This is a genomic window from Glutamicibacter bergerei, from assembly GCF_054495185.1.
In genome coordinates, this window is record NZ_CM137131.1 from 3,015,383 (window position 1) to 3,038,200 (window position 22,818).

23 protein-coding genes are annotated in these 22,818 nt (G+C 55.9%); 11 read left to right on the forward strand and 12 right to left on the reverse strand.

The annotated features are described in order from the left end of the window. Positions 1–82: 82 nt before the first annotated feature. Together ACX5K5_RS13995 and ACX5K5_RS14000 are read left to right on the forward strand one after the other, a co-directional pair. On the forward strand, positions 83–2,005 hold the full coding sequence (locus ACX5K5_RS13995; RefSeq protein ID WP_188683180.1) for an FAD-dependent monooxygenase: 1,923 nt from the start codon (positions 83–85) through the stop codon (positions 2,003–2,005). Positions 2,006–2,135: 130 nt separating this feature from the next. Continuing rightward, on the forward strand, positions 2,136–3,299 hold the full coding sequence (locus ACX5K5_RS14000; protein WP_229676940.1) for an MFS transporter: 1,164 nt from the start codon (positions 2,136–2,138) through the stop codon (positions 3,297–3,299). Here the strand turns inward: ACX5K5_RS14000 and ACX5K5_RS14005 are convergent. Beyond that, positions 3,296–3,955: a LysE family translocator gene (locus ACX5K5_RS14005; protein WP_346059479.1), complete on the reverse strand. Its 660-nt coding sequence runs from the start codon at positions 3,953–3,955 to the stop codon at positions 3,296–3,298. The genes ACX5K5_RS14000 and ACX5K5_RS14005 overlap by 4 nt on opposite strands. A gap of 97 nt (positions 3,956–4,052) precedes the next feature. Here ACX5K5_RS14005 and ACX5K5_RS14010 point away from each other — a divergent pair, with 97 nt between their 5' ends. Both ACX5K5_RS14010 and ACX5K5_RS14015 read left to right on the forward strand, forming a co-directional pair. Beyond that, a complete protein-coding gene (locus ACX5K5_RS14010; protein WP_096254855.1) occupies positions 4,053–4,388 on the forward strand; it encodes a hypothetical protein in 336 nt (111 codons plus the stop codon). A gap of 56 nt (positions 4,389–4,444) precedes the next feature. Next, positions 4,445–4,876 (forward strand): DUF4190 domain-containing protein, encoded by a 432-nt coding sequence (locus tag ACX5K5_RS14015; RefSeq protein WP_096254854.1) that lies wholly within the window; start codon positions 4,445–4,447, stop codon positions 4,874–4,876. 114 nt (positions 4,877–4,990) lie between these two features. Here the strand turns inward: ACX5K5_RS14015 and ACX5K5_RS14020 are convergent, their stop codons facing one another. Further along, complete coding sequence (locus ACX5K5_RS14020; RefSeq protein WP_096254933.1) at positions 4,991–5,548, reverse strand: YceI family protein; 558 nt, start codon at positions 5,546–5,548, stop codon at positions 4,991–4,993. 224 nt (positions 5,549–5,772) lie between these two features. Here ACX5K5_RS14020 and ACX5K5_RS14025 point away from each other — a divergent pair, with 224 nt between their 5' ends. Then, positions 5,773–5,931, forward strand: a complete 159-nt coding sequence (locus ACX5K5_RS14025; RefSeq protein ID WP_170947760.1) for a hypothetical protein — start codon at positions 5,773–5,775, stop codon at positions 5,929–5,931. Between the two features lie 156 nt (positions 5,932–6,087). On the opposite strand, the gene ACX5K5_RS14030 is transcribed toward ACX5K5_RS14025, so the two are convergent. From ACX5K5_RS14030 to ACX5K5_RS14045, 4 genes are read right to left on the reverse strand one after another with little or no spacing between them, the layout of a single operon-like run. Beyond that, positions 6,088–7,065: a glycine betaine ABC transporter substrate-binding protein gene (locus ACX5K5_RS14030; RefSeq protein ID WP_096254853.1), complete on the reverse strand. Its 978-nt coding sequence runs from the start codon at positions 7,063–7,065 to the stop codon at positions 6,088–6,090. Then, positions 7,062–7,790, reverse strand: a complete 729-nt coding sequence (locus ACX5K5_RS14035) for an ABC transporter permease (protein WP_096254852.1) — start codon at positions 7,788–7,790, stop codon at positions 7,062–7,064. Before ACX5K5_RS14035 ends, ACX5K5_RS14030 begins: the two co-directional genes overlap by 4 nt. Then, positions 7,787–9,046 carry an ABC transporter ATP-binding protein gene (locus ACX5K5_RS14040; protein WP_459174566.1) on the reverse strand — a complete coding sequence of 420 codons (1,260 nt, stop codon included), beginning with the start codon at positions 9,044–9,046 and terminating at the stop codon, positions 7,787–7,789. The genes ACX5K5_RS14035 and ACX5K5_RS14040 overlap by 4 nt, the downstream gene beginning before the upstream one ends. Beyond that, positions 9,039–9,680, reverse strand: a complete 642-nt coding sequence (locus ACX5K5_RS14045; protein ID WP_096254851.1) for an ABC transporter permease — start codon at positions 9,678–9,680, stop codon at positions 9,039–9,041. Before ACX5K5_RS14045 ends, ACX5K5_RS14040 begins: the two co-directional genes overlap by 8 nt. 216 nt (positions 9,681–9,896) lie before the next feature. On the opposite strand from ACX5K5_RS14045, the gene ACX5K5_RS14050 reads away from it, so the two are divergent. Together ACX5K5_RS14050 and ACX5K5_RS14055 are read left to right on the forward strand one after the other, a co-directional pair. Beyond that, complete coding sequence (locus ACX5K5_RS14050) at positions 9,897–10,748, forward strand: fumarylacetoacetate hydrolase family protein (protein ID WP_096254850.1); 852 nt, start codon at positions 9,897–9,899, stop codon at positions 10,746–10,748. A 191-nt stretch (positions 10,749–10,939) separates the two neighbouring features. Next, entirely contained in the window at positions 10,940–12,454 is a 1,515-nt protein-coding gene (locus ACX5K5_RS14055) for an alanine/glycine:cation symporter family protein (RefSeq protein WP_096254849.1), read from the forward strand. A 149-nt stretch (positions 12,455–12,603) separates the two neighbouring features. Here the strand turns inward: ACX5K5_RS14055 and ACX5K5_RS14060 are convergent, their stop codons facing one another. The 3 genes from ACX5K5_RS14060 to ACX5K5_RS14070 all read right to left on the reverse strand — a co-directional run bounded on the left by ACX5K5_RS14060 (position 12,604) and on the right by ACX5K5_RS14070 (position 14,624). Beyond that, positions 12,604–13,449, reverse strand: coding sequence for an HpcH/HpaI aldolase/citrate lyase family protein (locus ACX5K5_RS14060; RefSeq protein WP_443462387.1), 846 nt, complete (start codon positions 13,447–13,449; stop codon positions 12,604–12,606). A gap of 230 nt (positions 13,450–13,679) precedes the next feature. Next, positions 13,680–14,087 carry a DUF4262 domain-containing protein gene (locus ACX5K5_RS14065; RefSeq protein WP_459174567.1) on the reverse strand — a complete coding sequence of 136 codons (408 nt, stop codon included), beginning with the start codon at positions 14,085–14,087 and terminating at the stop codon, positions 13,680–13,682. A gap of 96 nt (positions 14,088–14,183) precedes the next feature. Then, positions 14,184–14,624 carry a hypothetical protein gene (locus tag ACX5K5_RS14070; protein ID WP_443462385.1) on the reverse strand — a complete coding sequence of 147 codons (441 nt, stop codon included), beginning with the start codon at positions 14,622–14,624 and terminating at the stop codon, positions 14,184–14,186. A 402-nt stretch (positions 14,625–15,026) separates the two neighbouring features. Here ACX5K5_RS14070 and ACX5K5_RS14075 point away from each other — a divergent pair, with 402 nt between their 5' ends. Beyond that, positions 15,027–16,442: an NtaA/DmoA family FMN-dependent monooxygenase gene (locus ACX5K5_RS14075; protein ID WP_441664036.1), complete on the forward strand. Its 1,416-nt coding sequence runs from the start codon at positions 15,027–15,029 to the stop codon at positions 16,440–16,442. 118 nt (positions 16,443–16,560) lie between these two features. Here ACX5K5_RS14075 and ACX5K5_RS14080 read toward each other — a convergent pair whose 3' ends face one another. Further along, complete coding sequence (locus ACX5K5_RS14080; protein WP_459174568.1) at positions 16,561–17,736, reverse strand: NAD(P)-dependent malic enzyme; 1,176 nt, start codon at positions 17,734–17,736, stop codon at positions 16,561–16,563. 380 nt (positions 17,737–18,116) lie between these two features. Between ACX5K5_RS14080 and ACX5K5_RS14085 the strand changes: the two genes are divergently transcribed. Beyond that, entirely contained in the window at positions 18,117–18,530 is a 414-nt protein-coding gene (locus tag ACX5K5_RS14085; protein WP_443438513.1) for a helix-turn-helix domain-containing protein, read from the forward strand. 134 nt (positions 18,531–18,664) lie between these two features. Beyond that, the gene (locus ACX5K5_RS14090; protein ID WP_459174569.1) at positions 18,665–19,912 is read left to right on the forward strand and encodes an aminotransferase-like domain-containing protein; all 1,248 of its coding nucleotides are present in this window, start codon (positions 18,665–18,667) and stop codon (positions 19,910–19,912) included. Positions 19,913–19,928: 16 nt separating this feature from the next. On the opposite strand, the gene ACX5K5_RS14095 is transcribed toward ACX5K5_RS14090, so the two are convergent. Then, on the reverse strand, positions 19,929–20,861 hold the full coding sequence (locus tag ACX5K5_RS14095; protein ID WP_459174570.1) for a LysR family transcriptional regulator: 933 nt from the start codon (positions 20,859–20,861) through the stop codon (positions 19,929–19,931). Positions 20,862–20,932: 71 nt separating this feature from the next. Here ACX5K5_RS14095 and ACX5K5_RS14100 point away from each other — a divergent pair, with 71 nt between their 5' ends. Next, positions 20,933–21,991, forward strand: coding sequence for a YeiH family protein (locus tag ACX5K5_RS14100; RefSeq protein ID WP_459174571.1), 1,059 nt, complete (start codon positions 20,933–20,935; stop codon positions 21,989–21,991). 24 nt (positions 21,992–22,015) lie between these two features. Here the strand turns inward: ACX5K5_RS14100 and ACX5K5_RS14105 are convergent, their stop codons facing one another. Continuing rightward, positions 22,016–22,801, reverse strand: coding sequence for an IclR family transcriptional regulator domain-containing protein (locus ACX5K5_RS14105; RefSeq protein ID WP_443458935.1), 786 nt, complete (start codon positions 22,799–22,801; stop codon positions 22,016–22,018). Positions 22,802–22,818 lie beyond the last annotated feature (17 nt).

The window sequence follows — 22,818 nt, forward strand, 5'->3', positions numbered from 1 at the left end:
CAAGGCAGAACTTCATGGCTTCGAGTGCCTTGGAACACTAATCTCAAGAGGAGTTCAGCACACAAATTTCAGGAGTTGCACCATGCAGTACTACGAAAATGGATACCGCCCCGGGGATCCGGAAGTTCGGCCAGCCCTCACCTTGGAGGCGTCCTCCGAGGTTCTCCCGACGCAAGTTGATGTTCTCGTAGTAGGTACCGGACCGGCCGGTGCGGTACTTTCGGCGCAGCTCTCCGAATTCGAAGAGATCACCACCCTGATCGTGGAACGCAACGCCGAACCGCTCAAGCTCGGCCACGCCGACGGCGTCGCGTGCCGAACCGTTGAAATGTTTAACGCCTTCGGGCTTGCGGACCGGTTGATTCGTGAAGCCTATGCGGTCAACGAGACGGTCTTCTGGCGCCCGGATGAAAACCAGCGTGAAAATATCTCACGCAGCGGCCGGGTGAAAGACGTCGCCGAAGGACTGAGCGAATATCCGCACCTGATTGTTAATCAAGCGCGGCTGCAAGAATTCCTCTTCGAGAAAATGCGTAAAAACCCCAGCCGTCTTGCACCTCATTACGGGGTGGAGCTACTGAGCGTGGAAGACACCGGACACGGTGATTACCCGCTGCGCGCGCAGCTGCGTCGCGGCGGAGAAGCCGGCGGAGAGTTCACCGTGAACGCCAAGTTTGTTGTCGGCGCGGACGGTGCTCGGTCAATTGTCCGCCGGTCCTTGGGCATCAAGCTCGAAGGCGACGCCAAAAACCATGCTTGGGGAGTGATGGACATACTTGCCACCACCACCTTCCCCGATATTCGTTTTAAAGCTGCCATCCAATCAGCGGACGGAGGGAACATCCTGCTGATCCCCCGCGAAGGCGGGCACATGGTTCGGTTGTACGTGGATTTGGGCAAACTTAACCCCGCGGACCGCGAGGCTCGTAACCGCTTCACCTCGGAGCAGCTCATCGACACCGCACGACGTATCATGCATCCCTACACCCTAGAGATCAAAGAAATCGCTTGGTGGTCCGTTTACGAAGTGGGCCAGCGTCTGGCCAGCCGCTTTGATAACGTGAACGCCGAGTCGCCCAAGGATGCGTTGCCGCGCATCTTCATCGCTGGGGACGCGTGCCACACCCACTCGGCTAAGGCCGGACAGGGTATGAACGTTTCCATGCAGGACGCATTTAACCTTGGTTGGAAGCTCGCCGCGGTACTTCGTGGACAAAGCCCCCACTGCCTACTGCGCACGTATTCTCAGGAACGTCAGATCATTGCGCAAGAGCTGATCGATTTTGATACCAAGTGGTCCAAGACCATGTCCACCGCTCCGAAGGACCCCAATCATCCGGAGGCTGGCGGAATGGATCCGGAAGAAGTTCAGGCGCAGTTTGTTCAGGGCGGGCGTTTCACCGCCGGGTTTGGAACAAAATACACAAGGTCGCTGCTCACCGGTGATACTGAAGATCAGGCTCTGGCCGCAGGCTTCCCGGTTGGCGAACGCTTTTATTCATCGCCAGTCACCAGGATCGCGGATGCCCGCCAGATTGGCTTGGGCCACACCGCCAAGGCAGACGGCCGTTGGCGCCTATACGCATTCGCGGATCACGATGCCTCCGGGCAGTCACCGAAGTTCGACGCACTCATGGAATTCTTGGCCCAGGACGCACGCTCACCGCTGAAGATGTTCACCGCACCGGGTTCCGCCATAGACTCGGTTTTTGATCTCAAGGGAATTTTCCAAGGCTCGCACACCGAGACGACGGTGGCGCACTTACCTGCGGTGCTCTTGCCAAGGGTCGGTTCCTTGCAGCTCACCGACTATGAAAAGGCCTACTGCTCGGAGCTTGAAGATGGCCAAGAGATCTTCGAGGCCCGCTTAGTGAATCGTGAGCACGGTGCGTTAGTGGTGGTTCGTCCGGATCAGTATGTGGCTCAGGTTCTTCCCCTGACCGCGACCGGAGAACTCACCGAATTCTTTAGCGCCTTCATGAACCCTGCGCTGGTTCAGGCCTAAAGACTGGAGCTCTACTCATGCTCCGAGTCGTCATCTGGCGGCTCGGAGCATGCCAGCACCGCGAATGGCTCGGCCCGCCCTTGAGAGCATAGGGTGATCATAGGTAATGGGTTCGACGGTAGGAAAAATATTGAGCAAGTCACCAGCTGCGGAACCTCGGCAGCTGCCCGACTCGGCACTGCGCTTTGTTGGTTTTTTAGCTTTCTTCGACCGCTACGCCACGCCACCGATGTTCGTGGCACTGTCATTGAGTACCGCGCTGTCGCTGTCTCAAGCCGTAGAACTTGTGGCCGGTTACTCTTTGCTTTATGCCCTGGGACAGCCGCTTTGGGGACTGCTGAGCGATCGGTTCGGCCGCTTGACGGTGCTTCGTTGGGCATTATTCGGTGCCATCCTCGGCGCGATCGCTAGTACGTTATTCACTTCTTACTTTGCCCTGCTGATCGCCCGCTCGTTGACCGGGTTGATGTTCGGCGCCCTTTATCCCACGTTGCTGACCCTGCTCGGGGATACACGCGTGGGAATGGCCAAGGCCCGCGGGCTCTCGGATCTGCAGATCTTTTCGTCTTTGGGCACCACGTTGGCGACCCTTGTAGCCGGTGCGATAGCCACTTCCCTTGATTGGCGTTTAGTCTTTTTGCTGCCTGCCGCTGGAGCCGCAGCTGCCCTCTTGTCACTGCGCCAAGTTCAAGAACCCCAGCGCGAGCACACCACCATGAACTTCAAAGCCGCATTTGGCCGGGAGAACTTACTGCTCTACGCGGTGGTCTTCCTCGAAGGCGGGCTCCTGATGGGATTTTTGACCTATATTGTTCCCGCATTGCAAAGCGTCGGGATGGGCATCTGGCTCTCCGGCGTGCTGGGATGTGGATTTGCGGTAGGAGTGATTCTTGGTGCACGGTTTATGCGGCTGCTCGTGCCGAGATTTTCACGCACCTGGCTTATCGGAATCGGCGGGGTCATCCTGATCCTGAGTTTTGCACCTTCCGCGGTGTTGCCCTCTGCAGGGTCTTATACGGTCACGGCTTTCCTGATAGGTGCCGCAAATGCCATCATGCACTCCTCCATGCAGGGCTGGGCCACCGAGGTAGCGCCCCAAGCTCGTGCCACCACGGTTTCTTTCTTTGTGTTTGCCCTATTCTTCGGGGCTTCGGTAGCCACCTATCTGACGGCAGACCTTGCAGAGCAAGGAAAGTTCTCGCAGATTTTCACGATAGGTTTTTGGCTGAGCATCCTGCTGGTAGCCGTCGCCACCTGGCTGCATGCGCACTGGTACTCGAAGCGCTCAAACTAGAGCAGGGCACTGAGCAGCACACCAGCACCCATGATGACCAGCGCTGCACAGGCCACCATTTCGAGACGCAGAGTGATCTCTGGTTTTTTGAACCAATGCATTGCTTTTGAAGCGACGGTACTCAGAATCAGTAGGTAGAGGAAGCCGACCACGGCAAAGACCGCCCCCAACCCCATCCCCCACCACAACGTATTTGAATCTTTGGGGATAAAACTTGGCAGCATCGCCAGAAATAACAACCCGAGTTTCGGATTCAGCGCCGCGGAAAGAACTCCCGCTATAAATGCCTGCCGGGATGTTTGCCTCTGCCCGGAGTTAGCTCGAATATTTCGTGTTTCGGTGCGCGCAATCGCATTGTCCGCTTTCGCTACGGCGCGGGATTTGCGGAAGCCAGACACTCCAAGATAGATCAGATACAGTCCACCAAGAATGGCGATAGCGGATTCAACTGCCGGATAGCTCTGCATCACCGAGGCCGCACCGGCTCCAGCTAGAGCGGCCCACGCAAAGATAGCCGTTACCATACCCAGGGCCGCGAGAATACCGTGGAATTGGCGTACCAGCGAGAACCGGAGCACGAGGAAGGTATCTGGCCCTGGCGAAAGAGTAACCATCACGCATACCCCGAGGTATGCCAAGAATGAAGCCCAAGTCATGATCTTTAATTATAGAAATGAGTCCGCAGAGCGTGGAATTCATGACGCTGGCATAGCATTAGAGGAGAATCAGATGGGCTAGAGGAGGCCGAGCACAATGTCGCAGGCGCCACAGGAATCGCAGCCGGGTTTTCAAGAGCCTGCCTCCGTGCAATACGGTTGTTACCCGCCGCAGAATCCGGGAATTGCTCTCTCTCAGACTTCGATGATTCTGGGGATACTCTCGCTTTTTGTTGTCGGCGTCATCCTTGGCCCGATTGCGATCCTCAAAGCCAATGAAGCCGAACGAAATTTTGGCGTTCAGGCTACGGTAGGTAAGGTCACCGGGCTGATCGGCCTGATTTTCGGAGCGCTCCAGGTGCTCGCTATCATTGGTTATTTCTTACTCATGCTGTTCCTGATTCCAGCTTCGATATACGGATCCAATTTGTAAGCGCTCAACAGATCGCTTGAGCAACAGATCATTCTTTCTAAATTTAGGGGTCACCCATGAGCACCGAAAATAACGAACCGACCAACCCTTACAACTCCGGCACTTCTGGACAGCCTCCGCAGTACTCGGGCCAGTATCCGAATCAATATCCGAATCAGTACCCTGGTCAGAACCAACAGTTCGGCGCAGCACCGGGATACCCGCCGTATGGATACAACCCTCAACAGGCTGAGGGAGCGCAGCTCGCACAGACCTCTATGATCTTGGGGATCATCTCGCTCTTTGTTGTGGGCATCATTTTGGGCCCACTAGCGATCATCAAGGCCAAGAAGGCAGAACGAGAGTTTAACACCGATGCCACCGTGGGTAAGGTGACCGGATGGATCGGAACGATCTTGGGAATTATCGGCGTTCTATACATCATTTTTGTGATCGTCATGGCGTTCTCGTTTGCCGGGGCCTCGATGATGGATCCGAGCTACTACTAGCCCATCGCGCGAGGTATTAACCAGCAAAGCCCCGGTAGCAACACGTGATGTGTTGCTACCGGGGCTTTGCCTGTATCGGCCCTTATCCATTCCCCATGGATGGATACGGGAAACTTATTCTGCGGTTGGCAGGACGAACGATGCGTCGATTTCGATCTTTACCTTGTCGCTGACCAAGACGCCGCCTGCTTCGAGTGCAGCGTTCCAGGTGATGCCAAATTCCTTGCGGGAAATGGTGGTCGAGGCAAAGAAGCCTGCGCGGGTTGCCCCGAAAGCGTCAACTACCTGGCCGCCAAGCTCAGCCTTGAATTCAACCTGCTTGGTAACACCGCGCAGAGTCAACTCGCCAACCAGTACGAACTCTTCGTCATCACCCTTGACCTCGGTGGACTTGAAGGTCATCGTTGGGAACTCTTCGGCGTTGAAGAAGTCGCCGCTCTTCAGGTGGCCGTCGCGGTTGGCGTCCTTGGTGTTGATCGAGCCGATCTGCACGGTAGCTTCTACCGAAGACTCTGCCAGGCTCTGACCGATGTTCAAGGTTGCGTCGAATTCCTCGAAGCTGCCGCGGACCTTGGAAACGCCCGCGTGGCGAACCGAGAAACCGATTTCGGAGTGCGAAGCGTCCAGGTTCCAGGTACCGGCGGTCAGTGGTGAAGTTGCAGTTGAAGTCATTTTCAAATCCTTTTCCTCGACGCCAATCATGTAGTTGACGTTTCAATTTGTTTTGCTGATACAAGTATTGCACTAGTTAAGTTGAAGCGTCAACCACCTAGTGCAAGAAATTTTCTTCTCTCCCACTAATGCTTCCAAAAACCAGTATCTGACTAGTAATTTAACTTCCAAAAATTCTTTGTAAAACTCTTATCTCGTCCGAGTTTGCTCGCTAGTATGAGTACATGAGCACCCACCGGAACATCCCAGACAAACAAGAGCAAGAAGCCGAACTAGCAGCAGATCTTGAAGCTACCTGGCAGGAAGAGTCTCCAAGCACCGCCAAGACCACCAAGTTTGCCGACGAAGTAGACGGCGAGCTTGGTACCCGCGAGGGTGTTTAGAAATCCTTGTTTGCAACGTATCCAGCTTTTCAGCGCACAAGGCCGGAAAGAACCAACTGTGCATGAACTCTGTGAGAGCGTTAATTCGATCGGATTAACAGCAAGCGACCGCCACCAGAGAATTTCTCTGGTGGCGGTCGCTTGTCAGCTTGTTGCTTACGGAGCCGTTATTAGACCCTCGTTCAGCATCCATTCATAGGCAACGTCAGCCGGTTCGCGCCCCTCGACGTCCACCTGGTAATTCAGGTCCAACAGAACTTCGTCGGTCAGCAACGGTGCAATCTGCGCCATGACATCTTGAACGCCAGGATTCTTTTCCAAGAATTCCGCGTTGAACGCAGGTGCCGCGTTATAACTTGGGAAGTATTGCTTATCGTCTTCCAAAACCGTCAGGTCCAGCGCCTTGATACGCCCGTCGGTTGTGAAAACCTCACCAAAGTTGCAAGCCCCTTCTGCTGTCGCCTGGTAGATAGCGCCCACATCATAAAGGCCAACGTTGTCCTCCTTGACCTGACTTCCGCGCTTCATCCCATAATGCTCAAGCATTGGAGTTAGACCGTCACGACGCGAGTTGAACTCCGGATCAACGCAGAAGGTCAGCTCTTTTGAATCCAACTTGGACATCTCGGAAAGCTTTGTAATGCCCAAGCGATCGGCCACCTCGCGGTTCATGGCCATGGCATACGTGTTGTTCAACGGAGCTGGTTTACCCCACACAATCCCATTGGCTACGTCCTCATCATGCACCGCTTGCCACTGCTTATCAGCGCCAACGATGGGCTTTTCATGCCCGAGGTAGGTCAGCCAGGCAGTTCCCGTGTACTCCCACAATGCGCTGGCATCTCCCGAAAGCAATAACTGACGCGCTGGCTGTGAGCCTGGCACGTTAGTCAGGTCCGTGACGTTGTAACCGGCAACGTCCAATGCGATCACCGTAATCTTGCCCAAGAGCAATTGTTCGGTAAAGGACTTCGAGGTGACAGTCACCTTGGCGTCTTTGTCCAGCGACTGATCTGCTTTGATGAGCCCGGGATTAGCATCTGGCACCGTACCGGTTGCCGGGCTCAGCCCACACCCGGTCAAGCCAATGAGCGCTGCGAAGGATAGGGCCCCAAATTTCAGTTTGCGATTCATGAGAGTCCTTTCGGCCGCGCGACCTGTTCCACGACTCGCCCCAGCCAGTCGATGGTCAGCGCAAGTAGTGCAACCAGCAGCGAACCGGCAATCAACACCGCGTTCAAGTTCAGGTTCACCCCGGTGGTGATGAGAATTCCTAGTCCACCACCATTAATGAAGGTCGCCAAAGTAGCCGTACCAACGAGCAGTACCAAAGCGGTTCGAATTCCGGAAAGCATGACCGGAACCGCAAGCGGTAGCTCCACCTTGAAGAGGACCGCAGATTGGCTCATTCCGATACCGCGCCCTGCTTCTACGAGCCGCTCATCAACTTGCTGTAAGCCGACAATGGTATTCGAGAGTACCGGAAGGATCGCATAAATCACCAAGGAGACAATTGCCGTGACGGGGCCGAATCCCAGCCAGAAAGCCAGAAGTACGATTACACCAATGGCCGGTGCTGCCTGGCCAAAGTTTGCAATTGCGCGCACCACGGGTGCTGCCTTGCGAAAAGCAGGACGGGTGAGAATGACACCAAGCGGAATCGCAATGATCAGAACGATCACCGCTGAAATCAGCGTGATTTCTAGGTGCTCCTTCGTGTACCCCCAGATTGTTGCCGGGTCCAGCGTTTGCCTTTCCGTCTCGGTGAGGTTGGCGTTAACCAGCCAAATCACCAAGATTCCGAAAGCTGCCGCGATACCTAACAACTGGTAAATCAGTCCGCGTTTTTCTGCGTTCACGAAGTCTCACCACCAGATTGCTGACTATCCAACTGGATATCTCGCAAGTTGATTGCACCAGAGTTCAATCCCACCGGGGCGTCATGGTCCCCATCCATGTTGGAGTTAGTGGCAGCGATCGCTTCCATGACCGTTTGTACGGTGATGATTCCCTTGAGGACATCGCGCCGCCCGGTAACCAAAGCCGACTCCGTGCTGGCAACAAGCATGGTGTCCAACGCATCGTTGAGCGTTGCCTGCTCACCGACTACCGGCAAATCCGGATCGTAAGTACCATCGATGATTTCCGCACGAGAAAGCTGACGGCGATTTAGACGGCGCACCGGACGTCCGCGTGAATCGAGTACCACTACGTACTTGCGGCCGGCACCTTGCAATTGCGACAGTACATCCGAGGCATTCTTTCCTGCGGTGGTAGTGATTGTCTCGGAGAGTTCCACCTCGTTCACGCGAGTCAGCGTCAGCTGCTTCAGTCCGGCACCGGAGCCGATGAAGTTTTCTACGAACTCGCTGGCCGGGTTAGCCAGAATACGTTCCGGGGAATCGTACTGCTCCAGTTGCGCGCCTTCGTTGAAGATCGCGATCCAATCTCCCAGCTTCACAGCCTCATCAAAGTCGTGGGTCACACAAACAATGGTTTTCTGAACCTCAGACTGAATGTTGAGCAGTTCGTCTTGCAAACGCTGACGGGTGATCGGGTCCACCGCGCCGAATGGCTCATCCATCAATAGCACCGGTGGATCAGCCGCCAAGGCACGGGCCACACCTACGCGCTGCTGCTGTCCACCAGAAAGCTCCTTCGGAAAGCGATCGCGGTAGAGCTCAGGGTCAAGCGACACGAGTTCAAGCAGCTCATCTACGCGGGCCGCAATTTTTTCTTTAGACCAACCCAGCATCTTGGGCACCATGGCGATATTAGTAGCCACGGTCATGTGCGGGAAGAGGCCTCCGGCCTGGATGACGTACCCGATACGGCGGCGCAGTTCGTCGCCGTCCATCTCTGTCACGTCTTCTCCGTTGATGATAATTTCGCCAGAGGTCGGCTCGATCAGCCGGTTAATCATTTTCAGCGTTGTGGTTTTGCCACAGCCCGAGGGACCAACAAACATCACGATGGAACCTGCAGGGATCTCAAGAGTCAGGCCGCCAACCGCGGGTTTTTTCTGTCCCGGGTAAGTCTTGGTGACTTCCTGGAGCATGATCGACGCTCCGGTGACGTTCTGTTCGGTACTGGTTTCGACTTTATTTTCAGACACGGATACCTCGCGGGATAGTCAGTCGGCCAACGCCGAGCAAGATCAAATCAAGAATGAGCGCCAAGATGACAACACCGACCACGCCGGTGACGACAGATTCTAAGGCGTTTGCACCACCCAGCCGGGATAGGCCCGAAAAGATATACCCGCCAAGCCCAGGGCCCAGCGCGTAGGAGACAACAGCGGCCACACCCATAACCATCTGCGCTGAGATGCGCACGCCGGTTAAGATCACGGGCCAGGCCATGGGCAGTTCGACGGAGATCAGGGTTTTCATGCGGCTCATGCCGATGCCCTTCGCCGATTCAACGACCGTCGGTTCGATGTTGTTTAGTCCCACGATGGCATTTCTCAGAATTGGCAGGGCCGCGAAGAACGTCACGACGATCACCGCCGGTAAAACACCAAAGCCGAAAGGAACGATAAGAATACCGATCAGTGCAAAGGACGGGATGGTCAGCCCAATTGCACTAATGCCATTGGCCAAACCGGCCAACGATTTGCTGCGATACACCAGCACGGCGATCAGCACCGCAATGATTGTCGCCAAGACGAGGCATTGGGCTACAAGCCACAAATGCTGCCAGGAGGCGAATAGAATTTGGCGATATCTTTCGCCGAAAAAGTCACCCACATTAAGACCTGCTTCACTTTAGTTTCGTATCATCCACTGAGCTGGAATAGATACCTATACTCAGCATTCGCCCCAAGTTTACCGGCCTTAGCACTCATCGTTCGGTATCATTTTGATAAATCTTCTGCTGACTTGGTCAGATATGAGTGTCGTTTTGGCCTATCTGCATGGCGCAACATGCTAGCCAAGACGGTGCGAATGTAGTGAGATAGAAACATGAAACTAGCTACCGTGCGACTGACCACCGAACCCGGATTAACAACGGCCGCCGTCATTGAAGATGGCAGACTGTACTACCTGGAAAACTTGTCGAACATTCAGAAGTTCCTTCGCCTCGATGACCCAACCCAGCAAGAAGTCGTCGCACGAGCCTTAGTCGGTGACTCGATTGCCGAAGCCGAGGCCGATTATGCCCCGCTGATCCCCAACCCGGCCAAGGTGTACTGCATAGGCCTGAACTACCGTAACCACATAGCCGAGGTGGGTGCCGAGGAACCAGAGTTCCCTACGGTTTTCGCAAAGTTCGCTTCCACGCTATGCGGAGCAAATGACACTGTAGAAATCCCTGCCGAGGACCACCGCATGGATTACGAAGGTGAGCTCGCCATCGTCATCGGTACCGCCGGCCGGCGCATCTCCGTCGAAGACGCGGCAGCACATATTGCTGGTTATGCGGTTTCCAACGATGTCTCCATGCGCGGTTTCCAGGGACGAACCACCGAATGGTTGCAGGGTAAGGCGTGGGACAAGTCGACTCCAGTGGGCCCATGGCTGGTCACCTCCGATGAATTTAGCGCGGGCGCGAAGATCACCACGAAGGTCAACGGTGAGGTAGTTCAGGAAGATTCCACCGACGATCTAGTGTTCTCCGCGGCCGAACTAGTCTCCTACCTATCGGTCATCAATGAGTTGCAGCCTGGCGATTTGATCCTCACCGGCACCCCCGCCGGGGTGGCCTTGGGCCGACGTGACGAGCATGGGCGCCGCCCATGGCTGAAGGCCGGAGACTTGCTCGAAACTAGCATCGATGGTCTGGGCACTTCCACGATTAAGTTCGCTTCCCTTTAGCCGCGAACGCTTAGATGTCCCCGCGTCAGTTTTTAGACGCGGGGACATCTTTTAATTCACTTTTAATCCCGTTGGTGCGACACGAAACAACGGTTGTGACTTGACTCTCAGCATCACGTATGATGACTCACAATGTCACTTCGAATGGCAGTCATCATCATCAATCACTCGCATCGAAGGATCTAGAACTCATGGACGCTTTGGGAACACTCTTCGGAGATATCTCCTCGGTTATTTGGGGGCCGTTTGTCCTCATCCCCTTGCTCTTGGGCACCGGGTTGTATCTGACCATCCGCTTGGGCGGTTTGCAGTTCATCAAACTTGCGGCAGCGCTTCGTCTGGGCCTACTCAAGCGCAAAGACGCCGAAGCTGAAGGCGATATCTCGCAGTTTCAGGCACTGACCACGGCATTGGCTGCCACTGTCGGTACCGGTAACATCGTGGGTGTTGCTACCGCCATCGGCATTGGTGGACCGGGCGCACTATTCTGGATGTGGGTTACCGGCCTAGTCGGTATGGCTTCAAAGTACACCGAAGCTTACTTGGGCGTTCGCTTCCGTGGAACTGACGCAGCTGGCGAAAAGTCCGGCGGTCCACAGTACTACCTCGAACGCGGCATCAAGGGTCCCTTCGGAAAGTTCTTGGCACTGTTCTTCGCCATCGCCGCGACCCTAGCCTGCTTCGGCATCGGTAACATGACTCAGGGCAACTCGATCGCGATTAACCTTGAGAGCTCATTCAACGTCACCCCATGGGTTACCGGCGTCATTCTGACCGTACTGTCCATCGCTGTTCTTGTCGGTGGCATCAAGTCCATCGGTCGAGTCACCGCTGGCTTCGTTCCAGTGATGATCGTCTTCTACGTGGCAGCTGCGATCTACATCCTCATCTCCAACGTATCTGGCATTCCTGCTGCATTCGGTGAGATCTTCACCGATGCCTTCACCGGCACCTCGGCAGTCGGCGGCTTCGCCGGTTCGGCAATCATCATCGCCGTTCAGTTCGGTGTAGCTCGCGGTATCTTCTCCAACGAGTCCGGTATGGGTTCGGCTGCTATCGCTGCCGCTTCGGCGCAGACCACCCACCCAGTACGTCAGGGCTTGGTTTCCATGACCCAGACCTTCATTGACACCATCATCGTGGTTACCTGCACCGGTCTGGTGATCATCACCACCGGTTCCTGGAAGCTGGTCGATGAGGCAACCGGTGAACAGATCTCCGCTGCGCTGATGACCGGCGAGGCCTTCACTAACGGCCTGCCAGGTGAATGGGGCCACTGGATCGTCACCATTGGCTTGGTCATGTTCGCCTTCTCCACCATCCTTGGCTGGTGCTACTACGGTGAACGAAATATCGAGCGCCTGTTCGGTCGCAAGCTGGTCATGCCATTCCGCATCGTCTTCTCACTGGTCGTTTACGTAGGTTGCACCACCGAGCTGACCGCTGTCTGGAACTTCTCGGACATGATGAACGGTTTGATGGCACTGCCGAACTTGATCGGTCTGCTAATTCTCTCCGGTATGGTGGCTCGCGAAACCCGCTGGTACCTGAAGAATGATCCGAAGCTGGAAGCCAATAAGGCGGAAATTGAGAACTTCATGTCCGCCCGTCCAGGCTGGGCAGAGTGGAAGGCCGGTGACGTGATTGGCTCTTCGAAGAACCGTGGCGCTCACCAGGCAGCGCAGGATCCGGATCCGATCCGCTAGGCTCCGGATGCACTCCCGATAATTAACATCGATGGCCGCGATGGCAACCTTACAGGTTGCCATCGCGGCCATCGATTTGGCTTAGATACAGCACTGGCTGGCATTCACCGCGAGGTGTATGCCAGCCAGTGCTGTATTGCGTATGAGCTCTAGGCGTTCCACAGTCCGTAAGAGTCGGCTAGGTCGGCAATCTTCTGAGCACGAGCCAGTCGAGGCAAGTACGAACCATCGCCCACTGAGGCGCCCGCGGCGTGTGCTTCGAGCAGCTCCATGGCCCAGGAGAGCTCGTCTTCACTTGGAGCTAGTGCAGCGTTGATACCATCAACGTGTGCGCTGGATAGGGAAAGCTTCCCAGTCATACCCATGGAAGCGGTGACCAGCGTTTCCTCGGTAACTTTGGCAGCATTTGCGCCGGCAGGTGGTGGACCGTCAATGGCGCCTGGCAGCTTACCCACGCGGGATGCAATCACGAGCTTTCCGCGAGCATAGGCCAACGCCATCGGGTCATCAGAGACACCGGTGTCTTTACGGAAGTCATTAACACCGAAGGCTAAACGGAAAGTACCCGGAGCCGAGGCGATGTTGGTGGCGTTTTCGATACCTACGGCGGTTTCGATCAGCGCGAGCACCGGGGTACCTGCACGCAAACGCATTGCGGTGTAGGTGACCTGCTCTGGCTTTTCGGTCATTGCGAGCATGACTCCGCGTAGGCCTGGGGTTTCAGACAACGCCGCAAGGTCATCTGCCCAGAAGTCGGTGTCTGTACCGTTGACACGGACCCAGGCGGTCATGCCGTTGGAAAGTGCGCGCACCACGTTGTCGCGGGCGAAGGCTTTCTTGTTATCTGGAACTGCTGCTTCCATATCAAAAATTACCGAATCAGCTTCACAAGCTAACCCGGGTCCGAAGTCTTCTTCTCTGGCAGCGTTAACCAGAAGCCACGAACGGGATAATTTTGCTGGGAGGGCCGCAGCGCGACGATTTCGGAAAGCCATATTACAAGCCTACTCACTTTTCGCGCCGGCCTTCTACCGACACCCACCAGCATCTATCACTTGCACCGAAGCTCACAGATGATGCTGATTACACGGCTATGTGGTCAGACCAAAGAATCCAATAATTCATAGATTTCACCACAAAATGCATGCCCCCACTAGAGACGAAATCGTGCAAATTTTCAGGCCTTCGAGACTAATCCGCAGCCCCCCGACAGGAAATTTTTGCCCTAATTTTGGTTGGCTTGTAACGCTCCAAGTGGAAAATCATCACCAGCAAAAAGGATCTCTAACACTCGCACCGATTCGCCGTAGCGCCTGTATGCAAAGGGCACATGCAACCGAATCCCTGTAGAAATTCCGGAGAAAACCAGAAGCCGCCCGTCTTTCCAGCAAGAGGTATGCGCGTGAGCAAAGTGCTCGTGATTCTCAAGTACGGATGCTGAAAATCCATTCGACATCTGCATGCTATCCGCCACGTCTAAACCGCGGACGAGAAACTCCGGATGTCCAATTTTGCTCAAACCTACGGTGTAGGCATAGGGCTCACAGCATTCGTCGCCCTCGACATAAATAATCTCCCTGCCGTAATCTCGAATCCGTTGAGCCGTCTGGGCCTCAACCTGCTTACGAGTCATTCCATTGCACATATCGCACATGATGTCTCTCCTTAGGGAACGTGCGGTTTCCAGATCCTATTTATTTCCCGTTCTTGGCCTGTTTTATCAGCCACGTCATGCGTGAGGCTCTTCGTCAAGACTGATAAAACTCAATGGTTCGTCGCACGCTAGCCACGTGGGTATTTCATCGCCACAAATCTCGCTGACGATATCCAAATCATGTAGCCCACATGGTGCCTCTCGAAAAAACAGGTCATTGAATACCGAGGTGCACTGGGAGCCAACCTCGAAGCTCTGTCCGTGCCTTGTGACCTGTTCGGCGAGGTGCGAGAGTAACGCAAAAACTTCGTCATCGGATCCTCCGACGGTCATCACTTCACAGTGTCCAAGATTGGACAACCCGAGGGTGAAGCCAAGGACTCGTGGGTTCCGTTCGCCTCTGCACAGCAAGATGGCAAAACCTGTAGCGGCAATTTCGGCATTGGTCAGCAATGCCAGCCCCTTCACTGGCAAACTGCAGCGGACGCATATCGTAGCTTCGGAGTAATCTTCCATGTCTCTTCCTCTCGAGTTGTTCAGGTACCTGTAAGTGTTCCGACAATCAGGGTCGCGTGGACGCAGGAATTCTCAATTGTGGATAACTTGAATCGTTTGGCTGGCCCGCTTCGGTAACTGGTTAGCACCAGCCCTCGCAGAACCGAAGGAATTGATGCCACTCAGGCAAGGACGGAAACCGTACTCAGCATTCGTCGTTCGAATGTCTAGCTTCGTTTCAGGACTCGCGAAGTCTTCTAAGGTCATAAAAAATAGGTCCCGTCCTGGTAACAAACGCCTCAACGCGTCATGCAACTACCTGCCAAGACTTCTTCATTCGTAATGCTCGACCGCCCAAGCGAACGCTGAAAGCATCGGATAAAGGGAGCTAACCGCTACTGCCAAAAGACCGGGAGAACCACCATGGGAAAACCACTGCACTTTAATGCCTTCGTCATGAACACCACCAGCCATATCCAGCACGGCCAGTGGCGCCGCCCCGATGCCGGACAAACAGAATTTAACGACGTTAATACCTGGATCAATCTCGCCAAGATCTTGGAGGAGGCAAAGTTCGACGCGATGTTCTTCGCCGATGTCTCCGGACTTTACGGCGACACGGAGGCCGACTACGACGTGTACGCCCATGAAGGTCTGCAGATCCCGTCCAATGACCCCACCGTGTTGCTCGGTGCCTTGGCAGTGCACACCACGCAGATAGGTTTAGCTACGACTTCAAACATCGTGCAGAACCACCCGTTTAACTTTGCCCGACAGGTGTCCACCCTGGACCACATCTCCAATGGACGCATCGCCTGGAATGTGGTCACCGGTATCAACGAAAACGCCTCACGCAACTACGGTCTGCCAGCGTTGACCGACCATACCGAACGTTACGCCTGGGCCGACGAGTACATCGACGTCACCTACAAGCTCTGGGAAGGTTCGTGGGATGAAGGCGCGCTGCTCAAGGACAAGAAAAATGGGCGTTACGCGGATCCGTCAAAGATCAACAAGATCTACCACCAGTCAAAGCGCTACCGAGTCGAAGGACCGCACCTGCCTTCGCCATCCAAGCAGCGCACACCGGTGCTGTTCCAAGCTGGGTCCTCCGCATCGGGGCGAGACTTTGCAGCGCGCAATGCCGAGGCAACGTTTATCATCGCTCCGACACCTGACGTCGCTAAAGAGCTGATCGCCGAAACCCGCCGGTTGGCTGTTTCCCATGGGCGCAGGGCCGAGGACATCAAATTCTTCCAGGGACTGTCTTTCGTCATTGGCGACACCGAGGAAGAAGCACGAGAAAAATCCAAGCACTACGACGAGTTCATTAGCGTCGACGGCTACTTGGCGCACATGGCCATACTCGATAGGACCGGACGGGTGTATCCGAAGGAAACCAAGCTCAAGGACCTTGATACCAACACCTCCAAGGGAATGGCCGAATGGGCTGGCAAGCACATTACCGACCGTGAACCGACCCTCGAGGATGTTGCCACGCTCCAGTCGCACAGCACCCGCTTGGAAGGCACGCCCGAGCAGATCGCGGATCAGCTAGAAACTTGGCAGGCCGCCGGGGTTGATGGCATCAACGTCATCAATTGGGTGATCCCAGGTTCATTCCAAGAGTTTGCGGACAAGGTGTTGCCGGTCTTACGTGCAAGGGGTCTGGCACAGTCCGAATATTCCGAAGGCACCTTGCGTCAGAAGCTTTTCGGGGACGGCGACCTGCTCAATGAGCGCCACCCGGCAGCCCGCTACCGTGGAGCGTTTACCCAGGGCCCAAGTAATTGGGAAGAAGCCGATGCGCTCCGGGCTAAGGCACCCGCCACGGTCTAATTAGATCTGTGTTTAAACAAGGGAGCGTCCGAGAATCATCATTGATTCTCGGACGCTCCCTTTGGTCGGGCAACGATTACTGTTGCGACCTATTCAGCACGGTTCCTCGGTGGAGGAATTATTTACTTGCTTCGGCCAGCGCGCCCACTGCGGCGGCAACCGCGGGCATCACACGATCGTCGATGGCAGAAGGAATGATGTAATCGGCAGCCAAATCGTCACCGACAAGATCCGCAATGGCGTGCGCCGCGGCGACCTTCATCGCTTCGGTGATCTTCTTAGCACCCGAGTCCAAGGCTCCACGGAAGATACCTGGGAAAGCCAGCACGTTGTTGATTTGGTTCGGGAAATCACTGCGTCCGGTGGCTACTACTGCCGCGTACTTCTTAGCAACTTCCGGCATGATTTCTGGCGTTGGGTTCGACAGGGCGAAGATGATGGCGTCCTTGTTCATCTTGGCTACCGCCGCCTCGTCAAACTGCGAAGAGGACAAGCCAACCACAACGTCGGCACCTTCCAACGCTTCGGCAAGGCCGCCCATGACGTCCTCACGGTTGGTGCGTCCGGCAAGTTCTGCCTTAACCGCGTTGAGATCATTTCGTTCACGGTGGATAGTTCCGCGTGAATCGAGCACGATGACGTCATCCACTCCAGCTTGTAGCAACAGGTTGGTCACGGCAACGCCGGCCGAACCTGCGCCGGAGATGACAACCTTCAGCGAGCTGATTTCGCGCTTGGTGTGACGGGCCGCGCCAATCAATGCTGCCAGGACCACTACGGCGGTGCCGTGCTGGTCATCATGCATAACCGGGCAGTCCAAGGCTTCGATCAGGCGCTTTTCAATCTCAAAACAGCGCGGTGCCGAGATGTCTTCGAGGTTCACCGCACCGAAGCTTGGACGTAGGCGAATCACGGTTTCAACGATTTCATCCACGTCAGTGGTGTTCAATACCAGTGGGATTGAATCAAGACCACCGAATTCCTTGAAGAGGGCGCTCTTGCCTTCCATCACCGGAAGCGAAGCGGCGGCACCAATGTTGCCAAGTCCAAGGACTGCGGTTCCGTCGGAAATTACCGCGACCAGGCGTGAGGCCCAGGTGTGGGTGGCGTGCTTTGCTGGATCATCGGCAATTGCTTGGGACACCTTGGCGACGCCGGGAGTGTAAGCAATGGAGAGGTCACGCTTGGAATTCAGGGGAATCTTCGATTCGACAGAGAGCTTGCCGCCAAGATGGGCGTTGAAGATCTCTTCGTCGGTGATGGTGGTCAGGTCTGAGGTAGTTTCAATAGACATTAAAAGTATCTGCTTTCAAGAAAGTTCTGATTCACGAAAACGCAGTACCCACGAAACTTGTGGCATAGCGTAGGAACGCGCATGACCATTCATCCGACCGCAAAGGAACCCGAACCGACGCATTTAAGGTGGACTTCAGGCTTCCCTATACACAATTCCCACTCCGTCGTTGCCAGGTAAGGCGAAACGTTCCGTCGTGGTGTGCCGGAAGATGGCTGGTCAGTACTTTCTTTAGACCTACAATTTCCACCATACGGGAACCGTTGATCGTTTCACAACCCCCGTTCGTCGCATTGGGGTAATAATCGATAAATACTCCAGCAACTTTCCCTGCGCCCAAATTCTATGCATTCTCCTCTTTCCTCAGGCAAGATGAACATATGGCATCACCTACTTCCGCACTTGGCCGGGTCCGTACCTTCGAAGCACTAGACGAGAAAACTACCGAGCGATTACAACGCGCTTTAGCCGAGTCCGAGGACACGACGGTATTCGTCAACGGCACCGCGTTGCAGCTGCCCAAGGACGCGCATGACGCGTTGCTTGAGGTGTTGAACCGGTTCGCGGCTGGTGAGTCGGTCAGCATTGGCACCACCGAGCTGCTACTGAATACCTCACAGGCGGCGCAGATGGCGGGGATCTCGAATTCATATCTACGCAAACTGGCCGATGCAGGCATTATTCCCGTGGAATATCGTGGAACGCATCGGCGGATACGCCCGAGTGCAATTCAGGCGTGGCTTGATCAACGTCCGGCGGCAGAATCGGAAGCCAAAGACTTACCTACCGGATAAACCTGATTCCTTGCCTTCTGGTAAATTTACTGCTGGAATACTAAAGTATTCCAATAGAAAACTTCGCTTGGGTATCCCCAGAGGCGATGCCATGCTTCCCGTAAGTAGCGGGTAGCTGCCGGTCGAGGAGGACCATGCCAACGAACCAGCCAGTCGACACGTTGCTTACAACCCACGAAGCACTGTTCTCCGAACGCGCAGCCGGGATCAAGCAGTCCGCGGTCCGCGATGTCTTCGAATTGTCCTTGGATCCGTCCCTTGTCTCCTTAGCCGGCGGAAATCCTTACCTTCAGGTACTTCCCCTGGAAAAAATTGGCGACATTGCTCAGCGAATCATCACCGAGCAAGGCCCTATAGCATTGCAATACGGTTCCGGCCTGGGTACCCCCGAACTGCGCGAGCAGATCCTTGAGGTCATGGCCGCGGAAGGCATCACCAACGTCTCGGTAGACGACGTGGTCGTTACCAACGGCTCCCAGTCAGCTCAGGACATGGCGTGCAAGGTTTTCTGCAACCCGGGTGACACCGTGCTCTGCGAAGACCCTACCTACGTGGGCGCACTGAACACTTTTGAGGCCTACCAGGTGAAGGCCGCGCCGGTGCTCACCGACGAGCATGGACTGGTCCCCGAGGCACTGCGCACAAAAATTGACGAGTTGCGAGCCGCTGGCGAGAGAATCAAGTTCCTGTACACCATTCCAAACTTCAACAACCCGTCCGGTATTACCTTGGCCGCCGAACGCCGCCCGGAAATCGTGGAGATCTGCCGCGAAGCAGGCGTGCTGATTCTTGAGGACAACCCTTACGGCATGCTGCGCTACGAAGGCGAGGCCGCCCCAACGTTGCGTAGCCTCGATGAGCAGAACGTCATCTACATGGGCTCCTTCTCCAAGATTTTCTCCCCCGGGCTGCGCATTGGTTGGGCTGCGGTTCCAACTCATTTGTTCCGCCGCTTCTACCTTGCCGGTGAGGCGGTGGCACTATGCCCACCAACTTTGAACCAGATGATCATCAGCGCCTACCTCACCGAGCATGATTGGCGCGGGCAGATCAAGACCTACAACGACCTCTACCGTTCCCGGCGCGATGCGATGCTTCAAGCCCTGGCTACGCACTTGCCGGCAGAGATTACCCACACGCACCCAGAGGGTGGCTTCTTCATCTGGTTGACCCTGCCAGCAGGAATAGACACCTATGAGCTACTGCAAAAGGGCGTGGACGCCGGAGTCATTTTCATTCCGGGTGCTGCATTCAGCTCTTCGGAATCGGCGCACCATAAACTCCGTTTAGCCTTCTGCGCCGTGGACGAAGCGACCATCACCGAAGGCGTACGCCGCCTGTCTGCGCTGCTGGAATCCGAGATTTCCGAGCTGGCTAGCTAGGAGCGCGGCCGGGGCGCTAGCCGCCCCGGCGTTCAATTCCGCACGCGATGTCGAGCATCGTCTGTTCGGTCGCGCTCAAGGCATGGTTCCGCGGCCAGATGGCACGGAATTCGCGCAGCAGGCTTGGTCCTTCGAATTCAATCTCTACAACCCTGCCTTGCCGCAGCGCTCCTTCCACCGCTAACTGGCTAAGCACCGCCGGCCCCATCCCCGCGGCTACACACTGGCAGATTGTCGAGTTGCTGTTAAATTCTGCAATCGGTTCGGGCCGCTCCACATGGGAAATGTAATCCAAGAAGGCCCTCGTTCCGGAGCCGTCCTCGCGTTCAATCAGTGCGGTGCTTTGCAGTTCGTGCAGACTCAGCGGGGAACTGCGCTGGACCCATGGATGCGAAGGATCAACAACCACCGCCATGGCATCATCCCAGACCTTTTGATATCGCAGCGTTGCTGGGATCTGCGGGGTCTCAACAAAGCCGAACGCCAATTCGCCGTTTTGCACCGACGCAATCACGTCCTGCGAATTCATGATGCGCATGCGCGGTTTCACCTGTGGCAACTTACGATGCAGCGTGCCGATCCATATGGGTGCCAGGTATTCGGCCACGGTCATGCTGGCGGCGAAGAGCAACTCCGTTTCGCCTTCGCTTGCCAGGGTGCGTGCACCCGCGGCCAAGTTGTCCAGGGAGCCGAGGACTTCGCGGGCCCACTGCACGGTGAGGATTCCTTCGGCGGTCAGCGTGGATCCGGTGGTTTTTCGGATGATCAGCGGGTAGCCCAATCGCCTTTCCAGAGTCTTCAGGGCGCGAGTAGCATTGGGCTGCGCGATGCCGACAGCCCGCGCTCCTGCACTCAGGCTCCCATGGTCCGCGATTCCTACTAACAGCGTCAGCGACGAGACCTGAATCCACTGGGCGATATCTTGCAAGTCATTAGCTGGCCGATCCATATCATGATCATATGCCCGTGATAGCAGATCGTGGAATACCCGAACTGGCACCGGCATGAGAAATTGAAGGTATGCAGAAAAACGGTCAGTCCCCAGACACCGGCGCAAAACTACGTGATGCGCCGGACAGAGGCCCAAGGACCGGCACAAACCTCAAATCCATGGTTCCCGGGCTCGCCGTCTGTCTAGCCACCGGTTTGCTGTGTATCTTTGCCAGTGGTTTCCTTACTGGATTCAGCGCCCTGTTAATGGCCATCCTGCTCGGCGCGCTCTGGCGCAACATCGCCCCGGTGCCGCAGATACTGAACCCGGGCGTTGCCATAGCTTCCAAGAAGTTACTGCGCCTGGGTATCGTACTGCTCGGCCTGCAACTATCTTTGGGGACCATCGTTGGGCTCGGCCCGGGGGTACTGCTAGTGGTCCTGCTTTCGGTCTCGGTGACTTTTGCGGCCACGTTGTGGATCGGCGCAAAGATGGGCATCGAATTACCCCAGCGGCTGCTGATCGCCACAGGATTTTCAATCTGCGGCGCAGCAGCGGTGGCGGGAACCGAAAGCGTCACCCGGGCAAAACAAGATGAGGTCGCCACCGCTATCGGGTTGGTCGTACTCTTCGGCACGCTAATGATTCCAGCCATGCCGTTGTTAGGATCCCTGTTGGGCATGGATGATCGCAGCATCGGGATGCTGATCGGCGCCTCGACCCATGAGGTCGCCCAGGTGGTGGCGGCCGGCGGATCGGTCAGTGCCGCAGCCTTGGCCGTCGCGGTGACCGTCAAACTGGCCCGCGTGGTGCTGCTAGCACCGATCATTGCTGGTCTTGGCCTTTATATGCGGCGCAAGCATTCGATTGAAGGTGGGAAAAATCCGCCGTTGATCCCATTATTCGTCTTGGGATTCATCGTTGCAATGCTGCTGCGCACCACAGATCTTCTGCCAGAGTCGTTGCTTTCGGTGACACAGAATCTGCAGACGCTCTTGCTGGCGGCGGCAATGTTTGCACTCGGCTTGGGTGTGCATCTGCGCAGCATCGTGAAATCCGGAGGCAAGGCACTGGTTCTGGGCCTCTGCGGCACGCTGGTGATCATCGCTGTCGCCACCGCCGGCACCCTGTTTTTTGTGCCGGCATAAAACTTGTTATTGCAGCCGGCCGAACTAGTCGGCCCGGCCGCCGAAGTCGGCGGCAATCTCCTTGGCTGCGCGGCGCAGGGCCGGCAGCAGGGTCTGAGAAATCGAGAAATCGTCGGCACGGCCCGATTGAACCGATACGTTGAGCGCACCAAGCAGCTGATTGCCCCGGTACACCGGCACGGCCAATCCACGCAGTCCCTCATCGAGCTCTTGGTTCACCAGCGACCAGCCTTGGCCGGCCACCCGGTCCAGCTCCGCATTCAGCTCCGCCAGAGAACCCACCGTATGCTCGGTATATCGGCGCAGTTCAATGTTTTTCAAGAATTCTGCGCGTTCACCGGCGCTCAAATTCGCAATGAGCACACGTCCCGTGGACGTCGTCCAGGCCGGCAAGCGGTTACCAATTGACACGTTCATCTGGTGCAGTCGCGGTGCAGAAACTCGTTCCACATACAGAATATCCTGGCCTTCGAGCACACATAGCGAGGAGGTTTCATCCAGTTCCCGGGCCAGCTGCTGCAGATGGGAAATAGCAGCGCGAGGCAGGGTGAGGCCCGAGAGGTAGGCGGCGCCCACGTCGAGCACCCGGGGGGTTTGACGGTAGGTATTTCCCTCAATTTCCAGATAGCCAAGATCCACTAGCGTCAGCAGGAAACGTCGGGCCGAGGCACGAGTCTGTTCGGTGGCGGCAGCCACCTGAGATACGGTCAGCGCCGTGTTTCCTCCCTTAAACGCGAGCAGCACCGCCAAGGTCTTCTCCGCTGATTTCACGTAATAGTCGGGCTGCTCTGCCAAGATAAGGGTCCCCATTTTCACCTAGATGTTCA